Annotated in this window: 13 protein-coding genes; 10 read left to right on the top strand and 3 right to left on the bottom strand. The window is 62.8% G+C overall.

What is annotated here, in order from left to right:
• Positions 1–425: 425 nt before the first annotated feature.
• Together L6D75_RS04830 and L6D75_RS04825 are read right to left on the bottom strand one after the other, a co-directional pair.
• A complete protein-coding gene (locus L6D75_RS04830; protein ID WP_176515863.1) occupies positions 426–1646 on the bottom strand; it encodes a CaiB/BaiF CoA transferase family protein in 1221 nt (406 codons plus the stop codon).
• A gap of 14 nt (positions 1647–1660) precedes the next feature.
• The gene (locus L6D75_RS04825; RefSeq protein ID WP_176515865.1) at positions 1661–2842 is read right to left on the bottom strand and encodes an acyl-CoA dehydrogenase; all 1182 of its coding nucleotides are present in this window, start codon (positions 2840–2842) and stop codon (positions 1661–1663) included.
• A gap of 163 nt (positions 2843–3005) precedes the next feature.
• Here L6D75_RS04825 and L6D75_RS04820 point away from each other — a divergent pair, with 163 nt between their 5' ends.
• The 10 genes from L6D75_RS04820 (at position 3006) to L6D75_RS04775 (ending at position 12792) form a co-directional block, all read left to right on the top strand.
• On the top strand, positions 3006–3932 hold the full coding sequence (locus L6D75_RS04820) for a LysR family transcriptional regulator (RefSeq protein WP_176515866.1): 927 nt from the start codon (positions 3006–3008) through the stop codon (positions 3930–3932).
• Positions 3933–4344: 412 nt separating this feature from the next.
• Positions 4345–5466 (top strand): Re/Si-specific NAD(P)(+) transhydrogenase subunit alpha, encoded by a 1122-nt coding sequence (locus L6D75_RS04815; RefSeq protein WP_176515868.1) that lies wholly within the window; start codon positions 4345–4347, stop codon positions 5464–5466.
• 11 nt (positions 5467–5477) lie between these two features.
• Positions 5478–5792, top strand: a complete 315-nt coding sequence (locus L6D75_RS04810) for an NAD(P) transhydrogenase subunit alpha part 2 (protein WP_003256966.1) — start codon at positions 5478–5480, stop codon at positions 5790–5792.
• 2 nt (positions 5793–5794) lie between these two features.
• Positions 5795–7231 carry an NAD(P)(+) transhydrogenase (Re/Si-specific) subunit beta gene (locus tag L6D75_RS04805; protein WP_176515870.1) on the top strand — a complete coding sequence of 479 codons (1437 nt, stop codon included), beginning with the start codon at positions 5795–5797 and terminating at the stop codon, positions 7229–7231.
• A 180-nt stretch (positions 7232–7411) separates the two neighbouring features.
• Positions 7412–8905, top strand: coding sequence for an acetyl-CoA hydrolase/transferase family protein (locus tag L6D75_RS04800; protein WP_176515872.1), 1494 nt, complete (start codon positions 7412–7414; stop codon positions 8903–8905).
• 343 nt (positions 8906–9248) lie between these two features.
• The gene (locus L6D75_RS04795; protein ID WP_176515874.1) at positions 9249–9464 is read left to right on the top strand and encodes a DUF1127 domain-containing protein; all 216 of its coding nucleotides are present in this window, start codon (positions 9249–9251) and stop codon (positions 9462–9464) included.
• Positions 9465–9769: 305 nt separating this feature from the next.
• The gene (locus tag L6D75_RS04790; protein WP_176515876.1) at positions 9770–10087 is read left to right on the top strand and encodes a DUF2388 domain-containing protein; all 318 of its coding nucleotides are present in this window, start codon (positions 9770–9772) and stop codon (positions 10085–10087) included.
• 99 nt (positions 10088–10186) lie between these two features.
• Positions 10187–10480, top strand: coding sequence for a DUF2388 domain-containing protein (locus tag L6D75_RS04785; protein ID WP_176515878.1), 294 nt, complete (start codon positions 10187–10189; stop codon positions 10478–10480).
• Positions 10481–10516: 36 nt separating this feature from the next.
• Positions 10517–10837 carry a DUF2388 domain-containing protein gene (locus L6D75_RS04780; RefSeq protein WP_176515880.1) on the top strand — a complete coding sequence of 107 codons (321 nt, stop codon included), beginning with the start codon at positions 10517–10519 and terminating at the stop codon, positions 10835–10837.
• Positions 10834–12792 (top strand): DUF7844 domain-containing protein, encoded by a 1959-nt coding sequence (locus tag L6D75_RS04775; RefSeq protein WP_176515882.1) that lies wholly within the window; start codon positions 10834–10836, stop codon positions 12790–12792. Before L6D75_RS04780 ends, L6D75_RS04775 begins: the two co-directional genes overlap by 4 nt.
• Positions 12793–12892: 100 nt before the next feature.
• Here the strand turns inward: L6D75_RS04775 and L6D75_RS04770 are convergent, their stop codons facing one another.
• Positions 12893–13294, bottom strand: coding sequence for a GFA family protein (locus L6D75_RS04770; RefSeq protein ID WP_176515884.1), 402 nt, complete (start codon positions 13292–13294; stop codon positions 12893–12895).
• Positions 13295–13519: the final 225 nt, after the last annotated feature.

The raw sequence follows: 13519 nt of genomic DNA, 5'->3' as shown, positions 1-13519 counted from the left end.
TTCAATTTGTTAAAGAGCGTTTGGTTAAGAGCTTTTCGTCTCAACCGAGGCGCGCATTCTACGCTTTCCTCAGAGCCTGTCAAGCGTTTATTTTGAAGTTTTTCGCGAGAAACTCGTTTAGCTTCAACCACTTGGCTCGCTGCGATCTCTCGTAGCGGGAGGCGAATCATACAGCGTTTAGAAGCGCTGTCAACCACCTTTTCAACCGCTATCGATCAGACGATCGAAGCACCTCCAGCACTACCTGGATTAAGTAACTCATTGAATCTCAAGGAGTTTCTCGTTCCGACTACGCTGGAAGTGGGGCGCATTATAAGGGGATTCGAAAGCCCGTCAAGGCTTAATTCCAAGAAACCTCAATATCGCTGAAAAGCGAAGCAGGGAGGCCTGACGGCCTCCCTGCTTTTCAGTACATCCCTATAAAGCTAAAGCACCCCAGCATCTCGCAAGCGTTGCAAGCTACTGGCATCCAGCCCCAGCACATCGGCCAGCACCACCTCGGTATGCTCACCCAGCAAAGGTGGCGCATGCCGATATTCCACAGGGGTTTCCGACAGCCGAATAGGGCTAGCCACCTGCGGCACGCTGCCCGCCAACACATGCGGCAAGGTCACCGCCAAGCCGCGCGCTACCACCTGGGGGTCCTGGAACATCTGCGCCAGGTCATTGATCGGCCCACAGGGCACCCCTGCAGCCTCCAGCTGCTGCACCCACTCAGCCGTGGTCTTGAACACCGTAGCCTGGCGGATCAACGGAATCAGCTCGGCGCGATTGGCCACCCGCTGCTTGTTGGTCGCAAAGCGCGGGTCGTCCGCCCACTGCGGCTGGCCAGCGACTTCGGCAAACTTGCGGAACTGGCCATCGTTACCCACGGTGAGAATGAAATCACCATCCGCCGTCGGGAAGTCCTGATAAGGGACGATATTGGGGTGCGCATTGCCAAGCCGCCGCGGCGGGTTGCCCGTGGTCAGGTAGTTCATGGCCTGGTTGGCCAGGCATGCCACCTGCACGTCGAGCAACGCCATATCAATGTGCTGGCCAACGCCGGCCTGGTCACGATGGGCGAGGGCAGCCAGGATCGCCACGGTCGAATACAGCCCGGTAAGGATGTCGGTCAGCGCCACCCCGACCTTTACCGGCCCCGCACCTTCTTCACCATCCGGGCGCCCGGTCAGGCTCATCAGCCCGCCCAGCCCCTGGATCATGAAGTCATAGCCGGCTCGCTTGGCATAGGGGCCCGTCTGCCCAAAGCCGGTGATGGAGCAATAGATAAGCTTCGGGTTCACCGCCTTCAGGCTCTGGTAGTCCAGCCCGTAGGCGGCCAGCCCGCCCACCTTGAAGTTCTCGATGACGATATCCGACCTGGCCGCCAGCTCGCGCACCAGGCGCTGGCCTTCCGGCTGGGTGAAGTCGATGGTCACCGAGCGCTTGTTGCGGTTGGCCGAGAGGTAGTAGGCCGCCTCGCTGGTATTCTCGCCCTGCGCATCCTTGAGGAAGGGCGGCCCCCACGCACGGGTGTCGTCGCCACTGCCAGGGCGCTCGACCTTGATCACATCAGCGCCCAGGTCAGCCAGGATCTGGCCAGACCAAGGCCCCGCCAGCACACGAGAGAGATCGAGCACCCGCAGATGAGAGAGCGCACCCATGGCCGGTCTCCTTATTAGTAGAAGGCCTGGATGCCAGTCTGCGCACGGCCCAGGATCAGCGCATGCACATCATGGGTACCTTCATAGGTATTGACCACTTCCAGGTTGACCAGGTGGCGCGCCACGCCAAATTCGTCGGAGATGCCGTTGCCGCCCAGCATGTCACGGGCCATGCGCGCGATATCCAGGGCCTTGCCGCAGGAGTTGCGCTTCATGATCGAGGTGATTTCAACGGCCGCAGTGCCTTCATCCTTCATGCGCCCCAAACGTAGGCAGCCTTGCAGGGCCAGGGTGATTTCGGTCTGCATGTCGGCCAGCTTCTTCTGGATCAGCTGGTTGGCTGCCAGCGGGCGGCCGAACTGCTGGCGGTCCAGGGTGTATTGGCGCGCGGTGTGCCAGCAGGCTTCCGCCGCACCCAGGGCGCCCCAGGAGATGCCATAGCGCGCCGAGTTCAAGCAGGTGAAGGGGCCTTTGAGGCCACGCACGTCAGGGAAGATGTTCTCTTCAGGGACAAACACGTTGTCCATGACGATTTCGCCGGTGATCGAAGCGCGCAAGCCGACCTTGCCATGAATGGCCGGGGCGCTGAGGCCCTGCCAGCCCTTTTCCAGGACGAAGCCGCGGATATCGCCGGCATCATCCTTGGCCCAGACCACGAACACATCGGCGATCGGGCTGTTAGTGATCCACATCTTGCTGCCGCTCAGGCGATAGCCGCCATCGACCTTCTTGGCTCGGGTAATCATCGAACCTGGGTCGGAGCCATGGTTAGGCTCGGTCAGGCCGAAGCAACCGATCCACTCGCCACTGGCGAGCTTGGGCAGGTACTTCTGCTTCTGCGCCTCGGTACCGAACTCATTGATCGGCACCATCACCAGCGACGACTGCACGCTCATCATCGAGCGGTAGCCAGAATCGATACGCTCCACTTCGCGAGCGATCAGACCGTAGCACACGTAGTTCAGCCCGCTGCCGCCGTACTGCTCGGGGATGGTCGCGCCCAACAGGCCGACCTCGCCCATCTCGCGGAAGATCGCAGGGTCGGTCTGCTCATGGCGGAAAGCCTCCAGCACGCGCGGCGCCAGCTTGTCCTGGGCGAACTGATAAGCGCTGTCACGCACCATGCGCTCTTCTTCAGTGAGCTGCTGATCCAGCAGCAGCGGGTCGATCCAGTGGAAGCTTGCTTTACCGGCCATGAGCGAAATCCTCGTAATAGGGAGCAGGTTCTTGTGCCCATTGATCCTAGGCCTGTTATGGCACCCCGACAAACGAGGAATGCGCACGCATTAGTGATATTTTGTCACTTCGAAAACAACAAGAACCCAGCATTGGCGAACCCCACAAGTGAGGTAGACGTACATGCGCCGCAAGATCCCCAGCACTACCGCCCTGGTCTGCTTCGAGGCAGCCGCCCGCCACGAGAGTTTCACCAAGGCCGCCCAGGAACTGGCACTGACCCAGGGCGCCGTCTGTCGGCAGATTGGCGGCCTGGAAGACTTCCTCAATGTGGAACTGTTCCGCCGCTCACGGCGCGGGGTGAAACTGACCGAGGCCGGGCTGTCCTACAGCCGCCAGGTCGCGACGCAACTCGATGCCGTAGAGCGCGACACCCTGTCGGTGATGCGCCAGCAGGGCGCCAACGTGATCGAACTGGCCGTGGTGCCCACCTTCGGCACGCAATGGCTGCTGCCACGGCTCAAGGACTTCCAGCAGCGCCACCCGGAAGTCACCGTCAACCTGACCAACCGCACCCGGCCCTTCCTGTTCGCCGACACGCCGTTCGATGCGGCTATCTATTACGGCGATGCCGACTGGTCCGGCACCCAGTCCCAATGGTTGATGGGCGAAAACCCGCTGCCGGTCTGCAGCCCGGCGTTGCTGGACGGGGAGGGCCTGCTCGATGCCAAGCGCATCGCCAGCCTGCCGCTGTTGCAACAGACCACACGCCCCTACGCCTGGCGCCAGTGGTTCAACGGCCAGGGCCTGAATGTCGCAGGCGACATGACAGGGCCGCGCTATGAACTATTCTCCATGCTTGCCCAGGCCGCGATGCACGAGATGGGCGTGGCGCTGATTCCACCGTTCCTGATCCAGCGCGAACTGGAGGAGGGCAGGCTGGTGGTCGCTAACAGGCACGTGCTGTCCAGCGACAAGGCCTACTATCTGATGATTCCCGAGCGCAAGGTCGAATCCGCCTCCCTGCGCGCCTTTCGTGACTGGCTGGCAGTACAGGCACAGCAGTACATCGCGTCGCGCCAAGCTGCAACGCCTTCCCGACTGCTGTAGTCAATTATTTTAAACACCTACAGATATACGTTTTTGTCGCATACAGACAAACTGTTCAGGTGAATCGAAAAACCCCGCCAAAGCCGCCAAACACGCGGCTTTCAGAGGGTTTTACGACACTCGCGAGCCCATCCGCGAAATCAACGCAAAAAATTTCAAAAAATCCCCTAATCTGCCAATAGCCCATGCTTGACGGGCTGCGGCCAGATCGTTGCGACATACGGTCACAGGGTGACTTGTAGTTTTAACTTCGTTTCGCTCCAGAACCGGTTGTAGGGCCCTGGGTTCGTCTGCAAAATGCTCGGCCCGCCCAGGATTCGGCGGGCTTGGCGCCTAACAGCCAACCCTGCGCACCACCCGAAGTGCGCGGGCTCTTATAAAGACAATAAAGGTCACCGCAGGAGAAATAGTCGTGCACATTGGTGTTCCTCTCGAGACGCAGACCGGTGAGACAAGGGTCGCTGCGACCCCAGAAACCCTCAAGAAACTGATTGGCCAGGGCCATCAGGTCACCGTCCAACGGGGGGCAGGGCTCAACGCCAGCATTCCGGACAGTGCCTATGAGGCCGTGGGCGCTTCCCTGGGGAGCGCTGCCGATGCCTTCGGCGCCCAGCTGGTTCTTAAGGTGGTCGCACCCAACGACCAGGAGCTGGCCCAGATCAACGGTGGCAGCCTTCTGGTCGGCATGCTCAACCCCTTCAACAACGAGCTGATCGGCAAGATGGCCGAGCGCGGCATCACCGCCTTCGCCCTGGAAGCCGCGCCACGCACCTCCCGGGCCCAGAGCCTGGACGTGCTGTCGTCGCAGGCCAACATCGCCGGCTACAAGGCCGTGTTGCTGGCAGCCCATCACTACCCGCGCTTCATGCCCATGCTGATGACCGCCGCCGGCACCGTGAAGGCCGCCCGGGTGCTGATCCTCGGCGCCGGGGTTGCGGGCCTGCAGGCCATCGCCACGGCCAAGCGCCTGGGTGCGGTGATCGAAGCCTCGGACGTGCGCCCGGCGGTGAAGGAGCAGATCGAATCGCTCGGCGCCAAGTTCATCGACGTGCCCTACGAAACCGATGAAGAACGCGAGTGCGCCGAGGGGGTCGGCGGCTATGCCCGGCCGATGCCCGCCAGCTGGATGCAACGCCAGGCCCAGGCCGTGCACGAGCGCGCCAAGCAGGCCGACATCGTCATCACCACCGCGCTGATTCCGGGGCGCAAGGCGCCGACGCTGCTCAGCGCCGAAACCGTGGCACAGATGAAGCCCGGCTCGGTGGTCATCGACCTGGCCGCCGCCCAAGGTGGCAACTGCCCACTGACGGTCGCCGACCAGGTGGTAATGGAGAACGGCGTGACCATCGTCGGCCCGACCAACCTGCCGGCCCAGGTCGGCGCCGATGCGTCGGCGCTGTATGCGCGCAACCTGCTGGACTTCATGAAGCTGCTGTTCGACAAGGACGGCGCACTGGTCATCAACCTCGAAGACGACATCGTCGCCGCGTGCCTGATGTGCCGCGACGGCCAGGTCGTGCGCAAGAACGGCTAAGGAGCACGACAATGGAAGACATGCTGATTTCCCACGGCATCTACAACCTGATCATCTTCGTGCTGGCCATCTATGTGGGCTACCACGTGGTCTGGAACGTCACCCCGGCGCTGCACACTCCGCTGATGGCGGTCACCAACGCCATCTCGGCGATCGTCATCGTCGGCGCCATGCTGGCTGCCGCCCTGACCGTGACCCCGGCCGGCAAGCTGATGGGCACCCTGGCGGTGGCCCTGGCCGCGGTCAACGTGTTCGGTGGCTTTTTGGTCACCCGTCGCATGCTTGAGATGTTCAAGAAGAAAACCAAGAACGAGGCGCAGAAGTAAGCATGAGCATGAATCTGGTAACGCTCCTCTACCTCGTCGCCTCGGTGTGCTTCATCCAGGCGCTCAAGGGCCTGTCGCACCCGACCACTTCGCGGCGCGGCAACCTGTTCGGCATGATCGGCATGGGGCTGGCCATCCTCACCACGGTGGGCCTCATTTATAAGCTCGGCGCCGAACTGGCAACCGCCGGCATCGGCTACGTCATCGTCGGCCTGCTGGTTGGCGGTACGGCTGGCTCGATCATGGCCAAGCGTGTCGAGATGACCAAGATGCCCGAGCTGGTCGCCTTCATGCACAGCATGATCGGCCTGGCCGCGGTGTTTATCGCCATCGCCGCCGTGCTCGAACCGCAATCGATGGGCATCGTCGCCGCCATCAGCGACCCGATCCCCACCGGCAACCGCCTGGAACTGTTCCTTGGCGCGGCCATCGGTGCCATCACCTTCTCCGGTTCGGTGATCGCCTTCGGCAAGCTGTCGGGCAAGTACAAGTTCCGCCTGTTCCAGGGCGCACCGGTACAGTTTGCCGGCCAGCACAAGCTGAACCTGATCCTCGGCCTGACCACCATCGCCCTGGGCCTGCTGTTCACCTTCACCGGCCACTACAGCGCCTTCACCCTGATGCTGATCCTGGCCTTCGTCATGGGCGTGCTGATCATTATTCCGATCGGTGGCGCCGACATGCCGGTGGTGGTGTCGATGCTCAACAGCTACTCGGGCTGGGCGGCGGCCGGTATCGGCTTCTCGCTGAACAACTCGATGCTGATCATCGCCGGCTCCCTGGTGGGCTCCAGCGGTGCGATCCTCTCGTACATCATGTGCAAGGCGATGAACCGCTCGTTCTTCAACGTCATCCTCGGCGGCTTCGGCGGCGATACCGATACCGGCGCGGCGCAAGGCGCCAAGGAGCAGCGCCCGGTGAAATCCGGCTCGGCCGACGATGCCACCTTCCTGCTCAGCAACGCCGACAGCGTGATCATCGTGCCGGGCTACGGCCTGGCGGTGGCCCGCGCCCAGCACGCGCTCAAGGAACTGACCGAGAAGCTGACCCACAACGGCGTGACCGTGAAGTATGCGATCCACCCGGTGGCGGGGCGCATGCCCGGGCACATGAACGTGCTGCTGGCCGAGGCCGAAGTGCCGTATGACCAGGTGTTCGAGATGGAGGACATCAACGCCGAGTTCGGCCAGGCCGACGTGGTCCTGGTGCTGGGCGCCAACGACGTGGTCAACCCCGCGGCGAAGAACGATCCCAAGTCGCCGATCGCCGGCATGCCGATCCTCGAGGCGTTCAAGGCCAAGACCATCATCGTCAACAAGCGCTCCATGGCCAGCGGCTATGCCGGCCTGGACAACGAACTGTTCTACCTGGACAAGACCATGATGGTGTTCGGTGACGCGAAGAAGGTCATCGAGGATATGGTCAAAGCGGTCGAGTAGGTTGCGATCGAACGTTGCGGATATGAAAACCCCGGCGGATATTCCCCGGGGTTTTCATTTCACTGATCCAGATCAACGGCTCTATTTCCAGGCTTCTCATACGACCATGGTCGTGGGACGGCGACGGGCGAAATCTCTAGACTGCGCTGCAGTAGCCTCTGTAGCCCGAGATAACAATCCATGTACCGTGATCGTATCCGCTTGTCCTCCCTGCACAGCAAGGTAATGAGTGCGGCTGATGCCGCTGGCCTGATCGAGGACGGCATGACCGTCGGCATGAGCGGTTTCACCCGCGCCGGCGAAGCCAAGGCTGTGCCCCACGCCCTGGCCGAACGCGCCAAGCTGTCGCCGTTGAAAATCAGCCTGATGACCGGCGCCAGCCTGGGCAACGACCTCGACAAGCAGCTGACCGAAGCCGGCGTGCTGGCGCGTCGCATGCCATTCCAGGTCGACAGCACCCTGCGCAAGGCCATCAACGACGGCCAGGTCATGTTCATCGACCAGCACCTGTCGGAAACCGTCGAGCAACTGCGCAACCAGCAGCTCAAGCTGCCGGACATCGCGGTCATCGAAGCCGTGGCCATCACCGAACAAGGCCACATCGTGCCGACCACCTCGGTGGGCAACTCGGCCAGCTTCGCGATCTTCGCCAAGCAAGTGATCGTCGAGATCAACCTGTCGCACAACGCCAACCTCGAAGGCCTGCACGACATCTATATCCCGACCTACCGCCCGACCCGCACGCCGATCCCGTTGGTGAAAGTCGATGACCGCATCGGCAGCACCGCCATCCCGATCGACCCGGCCAAGATCGTCGGTATCGTCATCAGCGACCAACCCGACTCGCCGTCCACCGTGCTGCCGCCGGACGACGAAACCCAGGGTATCGCCGACCACCTGATCAACTTCCTCAAGAACGAAGTGCAGGCTGGCCGCATGACCAACAAGCTCGGCCCGCTGCAAGCTGGTATCGGCAGCATTGCCAACGCGGTGATGTGCGGCCTGATCGAGTCGCCGTTCGAAGACCTGACCATGTACTCCGAAGTGCTGCAGGATTCGACCTTCGACCTGATCGACGCCGGCAAGCTGAGCTTCGCCTCGGGCAGCTCGATCACCCTGTCGAGCCGCCGCAATGCGGACGTGTTCGGCAACCTCGAGCGCTACAAGGACAAGCTGGTACTGCGCCCGCAGGAAATCTCCAACCACCCTGAAGTGGTACGCCGCCTGGGCATCATCGGCATCAACACGGCGCTGGAGTTCGACATCTACGGTAACGTCAACTCCACGCACGTGTGCGGCACCCGGATGATGAACGGCATCGGCGGCTCCGGCGACTTCGCTCGCAACGCTCACCTGGCGGTGTTCGTCACCAAATCGATCGCCAAGGGCGGCGCGATTTCCAGCGTGGTGCCGATGGTCAGCCACGTCGACCACACCGAGCACGACGTGGACATCCTCGTCACCGAGCAAGGCCTGGCCGACCTGCGTGGCCTGGCGCCTCGCGAGCGGGCCCGGGCGATCATCGACAACTGCGTGCACCCAGACTACCGCGCAGCGCTGAACGACTACTTCGAGCGCGCCTGCCAACGTGGCGGCCACACCCCGCACATCCTGCGCGAGGCGTTGAGCTGGCACGAAAATCTGGAAGAAAGCGGCCGCATGCTGGCTAGCTGATCCACGCGGTACTTTTCGCCGGCAAGCCGGCTCTCACAAGGACAAAGCTGTACCTGTGGGAGCCGGCTTGCCGGCGATAAGCTTCCACCAGAAAAAACTGTTCTACTGTACTGGTATCAATCCCAGTCTCCCCTAGAAAAATCCCCTCACCCCCACAAAATGCACTACAACAGTGCAGACCAGTACAGTTGCGCCAATTTCGAGTGCAACAGTAGGTTTACACAGTTAACTGAGCCATCGTCTTTCACATGAACTGTATCTACTGTTATGGACAACACAGGAGGATCATGGGCACCAGTTAAATCACTACCTAATCCCGCCACAAGCGGAAGGATGAAGCATCATGGAACGTACCCTCAGTTCCGGTCTGGTTTTTGAAAGCAACGCCCAGCAATCCAACGCCTCGCTGCCGCTGCGCGCCCTGTCGACCCTGCTCCTGTGGCAGCGCCGCATGGCCAGCCGCCGCCAACTGGCTCGCCTGGACTCCCGCCTGCTGGCCGACGCCGGTATCAGCGAGTCGCAGCGCTACGAAGAGCTCAGCAAGCCGTTCTGGCGCTAAGCTCCGGTTCGCCGGCTTCGGCTGGCACCGCGAAATTCCAAACCCGTTGCAGGACGCTGCAACGGGTTTTTTATTGCCCGGCCCCCGTGCTAGAGCGCCGCAAATCTTGATAGGTACAGTTTTAGAAAAATCTAAAACAACCAATACAGTTGCTTTGAGCGTCGTTCGCCGACCTCCGCACCTACTGCCGCGTGATACGCTTGGCTTAAACAGTCTGGTGAAAACCAGTTGTCCCTGTACCGTGACGAACCGTGTGAACGTCCGATAAGCAGATTCACTCGACCCTTTTCCAGGAGTCCACGACCATGTCCCGCAAACACCTGATCGGCGCCGCCCTGTTGCTAGGCCTGGCCGGCACCGCCCACGCCAGCAGCTTCGTCGTCACCACCGATGCCGTAGTGCGCGCCTTTGCAGCATCCACCGACGCCACTTCCGACCTGACCTCGTCGTTCCGTGACGACAAGATCGTCCAGGCCGCCCGCGACGACGCCGCCAGCTTCGTCGGCAGCGAAGGCGCCATCCGCGGCGCCAAGCTGGAAAGCGCCTTCATGCACATCCGCTCGACGCTGCCGGCCCTGCAGGCCAGCGATGCGCAGCTGGCCCAGGCCATCCTGGTTATCTGACAAGCCATCTGATAAACAGGCTGTAAAACGAATGCGCTGGCTGCGGCCGGCGCATTCGTTTTAGCCTTAGCAGCCCAGTCGCAGTCGTTAAGTAGCCCCATGCGTTATCTGTTGCCGATGCTGTTCGCCGCCGTTGCCATGGGCAATGCCCATGCCATGGACACCACTACCCAAGGCCTGGTCATCACAGGCTACGTCACCAGCCAGGTGACGACCGCGCCCTTCGACCGAAAGCTGCTTCGCCAAGCCCGCGACGATGCCGCCGCATTCGTGGCCACCGATGGCCTGATCCGCGGTGCGCGCCTGGAGGCGGCACTCGATGCGCTGCGCCACAACTGTGCCCGGCACTCCGTCGGCGACCTTGAACTGGCGCAAGCAATTCTCGTCCAATGACCACACCTGACTCCCTGTATTTTTCGGAGATGCTCCATGCGTAAACCGCTGATCGCCGCTTCCCTCGGCATGCTGTTGCTGGCCGACCTGGCCCATGCACAGACCTTGGTGGCCACCAGCAACATCATCGTGCGTGCCTTTGGTCGCTCGATCGATTTCACGTCCGACACCACCACCTCCATCCGCGATTCGAAAGTGGTGCGCGAAGCCCATGACGATGCCGCCAGCTTCGTCGCCAGCAACGGCGACATCCGCGGCGCGCAACTGGAAGCGGCCTTCGACACCCTGCGCGAGCGCGTGCCTGAAGCGCGTGGCGCCAGCGACCAAGTGCTGGCCGAAGCCATCCTGGCGCTGTGACCCGCGTGCGTGCCTGGCTGCTCGGCTGCGTGCTCACGCTGCTGGGCACGCCCGCCCTGGCCGACCTGCAGCTCGATCTGCAGGCGTCCGGCCTCGCCCCACGACAGGTGCAAGCCTCCCAGGCCCTGCTCGACGAGGCCATGAGCAAGCTGCCGCCGCGTTTCAAGCAGCAGCTGGATCGGCGCATCCAGGTCAGCTGGACCGACAAGATGCCCGCCGACGCCTATGGCCAAGCGTCGCTGGTCTCGACCCTTGAGCTCAACCGCCGCCTGCTGCCGAGCCTGGCTGACGGCAGCGCAGCGACGCAGGCCACCGGCCGCCCCCACGGCACCGTCCGCCAGGAGCTGCTGGCCACCGTGCTGCACGAACTCACCCACATCTACGACCGCGCACGGCTGTGGCCCGGCGCCGAACGCTCGAAGATCACCCGCTGCATGCGCCAGCAGGGCACCCTGGGCAGGGTCGGCCTGCCGGAAGACTGCCGCGGCCAGGCCGAGCGGCGCTTCACCCTCAGCGATGACCCACGCCTGCTCGACCTGGCCGGATGGCAGCAATACGTCGGCCGCCGCGGCGAGCGCGAGCAGCACAATGGCCAGTTCGTGCGCAGCCCCGACAGCTACGAGCTGAGCAGCCCCAAGGAATTCATCGCGGTCAACATGGAGTATTTCCTCCTCGACCCGAGCTACGGCTGCCGCCGCCCGGCCTTGAACCAGTACCTGCGCGACCACTTCGGCTGGGAGCCCACGCAAGACAGCTGCACCAAGGGCCTGCCATTTCTCAACGCCGGCAGTGATTTCGCCCGCCAGCCGCTGGGCGAGATCGACCCCGAGCGGGTCTATGAAGTGGACTACCTGCTGGCCGAGGCCAACCAAAACTGGGTCAGCCGCTGGGGCCACAGCATGCTGCGCCTGGTCATCTGCAAGCCCGGCCGGCCACGCGGGCCGGACTGTCGCCTGGACCTCGACCAGCACCTGGTGCTGTCGTACCGCGCCTTCGTCAACGATGTGCAGCTCTCCAGCTGGGACGGCCTGGTCGGCTCCTACCCGTCGCGGTTGTTCGTGTTGCCCCTCAACCAGGTCATCGATGAATACACCAAGACCGAACTGCGCAGCCTCGCCTCGGTTCCATTGAAACTCGACCGCCGCGAGATCGAGAACCTGGTGCGCCAGGCCGCTGAGATGCACTGGAGCTACGACGGCAACTACTACTTCCTGTCCAACAACTGCGCGGTGGAGTCGTTGAAGCTGTTGCGCAGCGGCACCGGCAACCCGCGCCTGAACGACCTCGACAGCATCATGCCCAATGGCCTGCTCGAGGTGCTCAAGGCCAGGGGGCTGGCCGACACCAGCGTGCTCGACAACCCGCGCGAGGCCTTGCGCCTGGGCTACCGCTTCGACTCCTACCGTGACCGTTACCAGGCCATGTTCGAGGTGCTCAAGCAGCAGCTGCCGATCAAGCAGGACAAGGTCGAGGACTGGCTGGAGCAGGGCGCCGAACAGCGCCGCAACTGGTTCTCCCAGGCCAACCTGCGCACCAGCGCGGCGTTGCTGCTGCTGGAGCAGGCGAGCCTGCGCAGGCAGTTGCTGCTGGCCCAGGACGAAGTGAAGCAGCGTTACCTGAATGCCGCCGCGCTCAAGGACGGCACCATAGACAAGGCCAACGACACCCTGCAGCAGATGCTCGCCAACAGCGGCTTCCTCAGTCGCCCGGCAGAGTTGCTCGATGCTGGCGGCTATGGGCTGCCGCAGCCGGATGAGCGCAAGCACCTGGAGAAGGTCAGCAGCGAGCGCCAGGCGCAGTTGCTGAGGCTGAGCACCGACCTGGACAAAGAGGTGAGGGCGCTGCTGGAGCCATCGCGGGCCAAGGAAATCGCTGCCGTCGAGGCCAATGTGAAGATGGTCGGCGAGCACCTGCGGGCACTGCACAAGGCAGCTGGAGGCCTGGAGCTGCCGTAGTACCTGTTCTGGCCCCATCGCTGGCAAGCCAGCTCCCACAGGTGCCTTGATCGTGGGAGCCGGCTTGCCGGCGATGGAGCCCGAGAGCACACCACAAGGCTTACAGCTGCTCCTCGGCCTCTCCCGGCAACTGCTCATCCAGATGCACCCAGGGCAACCGGCTGCTGGTCCAGATATGCCGCGCCGCCCGCACCTGCTCAGGATGATCCAGCGTCCCCACCGTCACATCGATGCTGCCCGGGCTGTGCTCGGTCACCAACGCCACATGCGCCCCGCATTCCCCGCAGAAATAGCGCTTGCAGCTGGCCGGCGCCACATAGCATTGCGGCCGCCCAGCCATCCAGCGAAACCCCGAGCGGGGCAGGGTGAGCCAGGTCACCACCAGCCCTCCACTGACCCGCCGGCAGATCGAACAATGGCAATGGGCGATGTCCGTCAACTCGCCCTGGAGCCGATAGCGCAAGGCGCCGCAATGGCAGCCTCCCTCGGTTACATCCGGCATCACTACCTCCTGTCGCCCTTTTTGCGGCGAAAGCTGGCTGAAAGCTTGCCCCCCTAGGATAGCCGCCACCACCGGCAGCAGACCGGTCAGCCAGGGCACCCGGATTTTTCCGCGCCCGGCCCAATCAACAACAACAATGGTGATTCCGATGTTCTTCTGTGCCCGCCTTTTCGCAGCCTCCCTCCGCGTGCTCCCTGCGCAGCGCCCTTCGCGCTGACTCGCCCG

Source organism: Pseudomonas faucium (assembly GCF_021602585.1).
GTDB lineage: Bacteria > Pseudomonadota > Gammaproteobacteria > Pseudomonadales > Pseudomonadaceae > Aquipseudomonas > Aquipseudomonas faucium.
Note: the sequence above shows the minus strand (reverse complement) of the source record. Positions and strands in the feature narration are given on the sequence as shown.

Bases quoted from the DNA above. Each gene is read 5' to 3' on its own strand.
- L6D75_RS04780 (WP_176515880.1), top strand. From the start codon at position 10,517: ATGCGTAAACCGCTGATCGCCGCTTCCCTCGGCATGCTGTTGCTGGCC.
- L6D75_RS04810 (WP_003256966.1), top strand. From the start codon at position 5,478: ATGGAAGACATGCTGATTTCCCACGGCATCTACAACCTGATCATCTTC.
- L6D75_RS04825 (WP_176515865.1), bottom strand. From the start codon at position 2,842: ATGGCCGGTAAAGCAAGCTTCCACTGGATCGACCCGCTGCTGCTGGAT.
- L6D75_RS04795 (WP_176515874.1), top strand. From the start codon at position 9,249: ATGGAACGTACCCTCAGTTCCGGTCTGGTTTTTGAAAGCAACGCCCAG.
- L6D75_RS04800 (WP_176515872.1), top strand. From the start codon at position 7,412: ATGTACCGTGATCGTATCCGCTTGTCCTCCCTGCACAGCAAGGTAATG.
- L6D75_RS04805 (WP_176515870.1), top strand. From the start codon at position 5,795: ATGAGCATGAATCTGGTAACGCTCCTCTACCTCGTCGCCTCGGTGTGC.
- L6D75_RS04830 (WP_176515863.1), bottom strand. From the start codon at position 1,646: ATGGGTGCGCTCTCTCATCTGCGGGTGCTCGATCTCTCTCGTGTGCTG.
- L6D75_RS04785 (WP_176515878.1), top strand. From the start codon at position 10,187: ATGCGTTATCTGTTGCCGATGCTGTTCGCCGCCGTTGCCATGGGCAAT.
- L6D75_RS04790 (WP_176515876.1), top strand. From the start codon at position 9,770: ATGTCCCGCAAACACCTGATCGGCGCCGCCCTGTTGCTAGGCCTGGCC.
- L6D75_RS04820 (WP_176515866.1), top strand. From the start codon at position 3,006: ATGCGCCGCAAGATCCCCAGCACTACCGCCCTGGTCTGCTTCGAGGCA.
- L6D75_RS04770 (WP_176515884.1), bottom strand. From the start codon at position 13,294: ATGCCGGATGTAACCGAGGGAGGCTGCCATTGCGGCGCCTTGCGCTAT.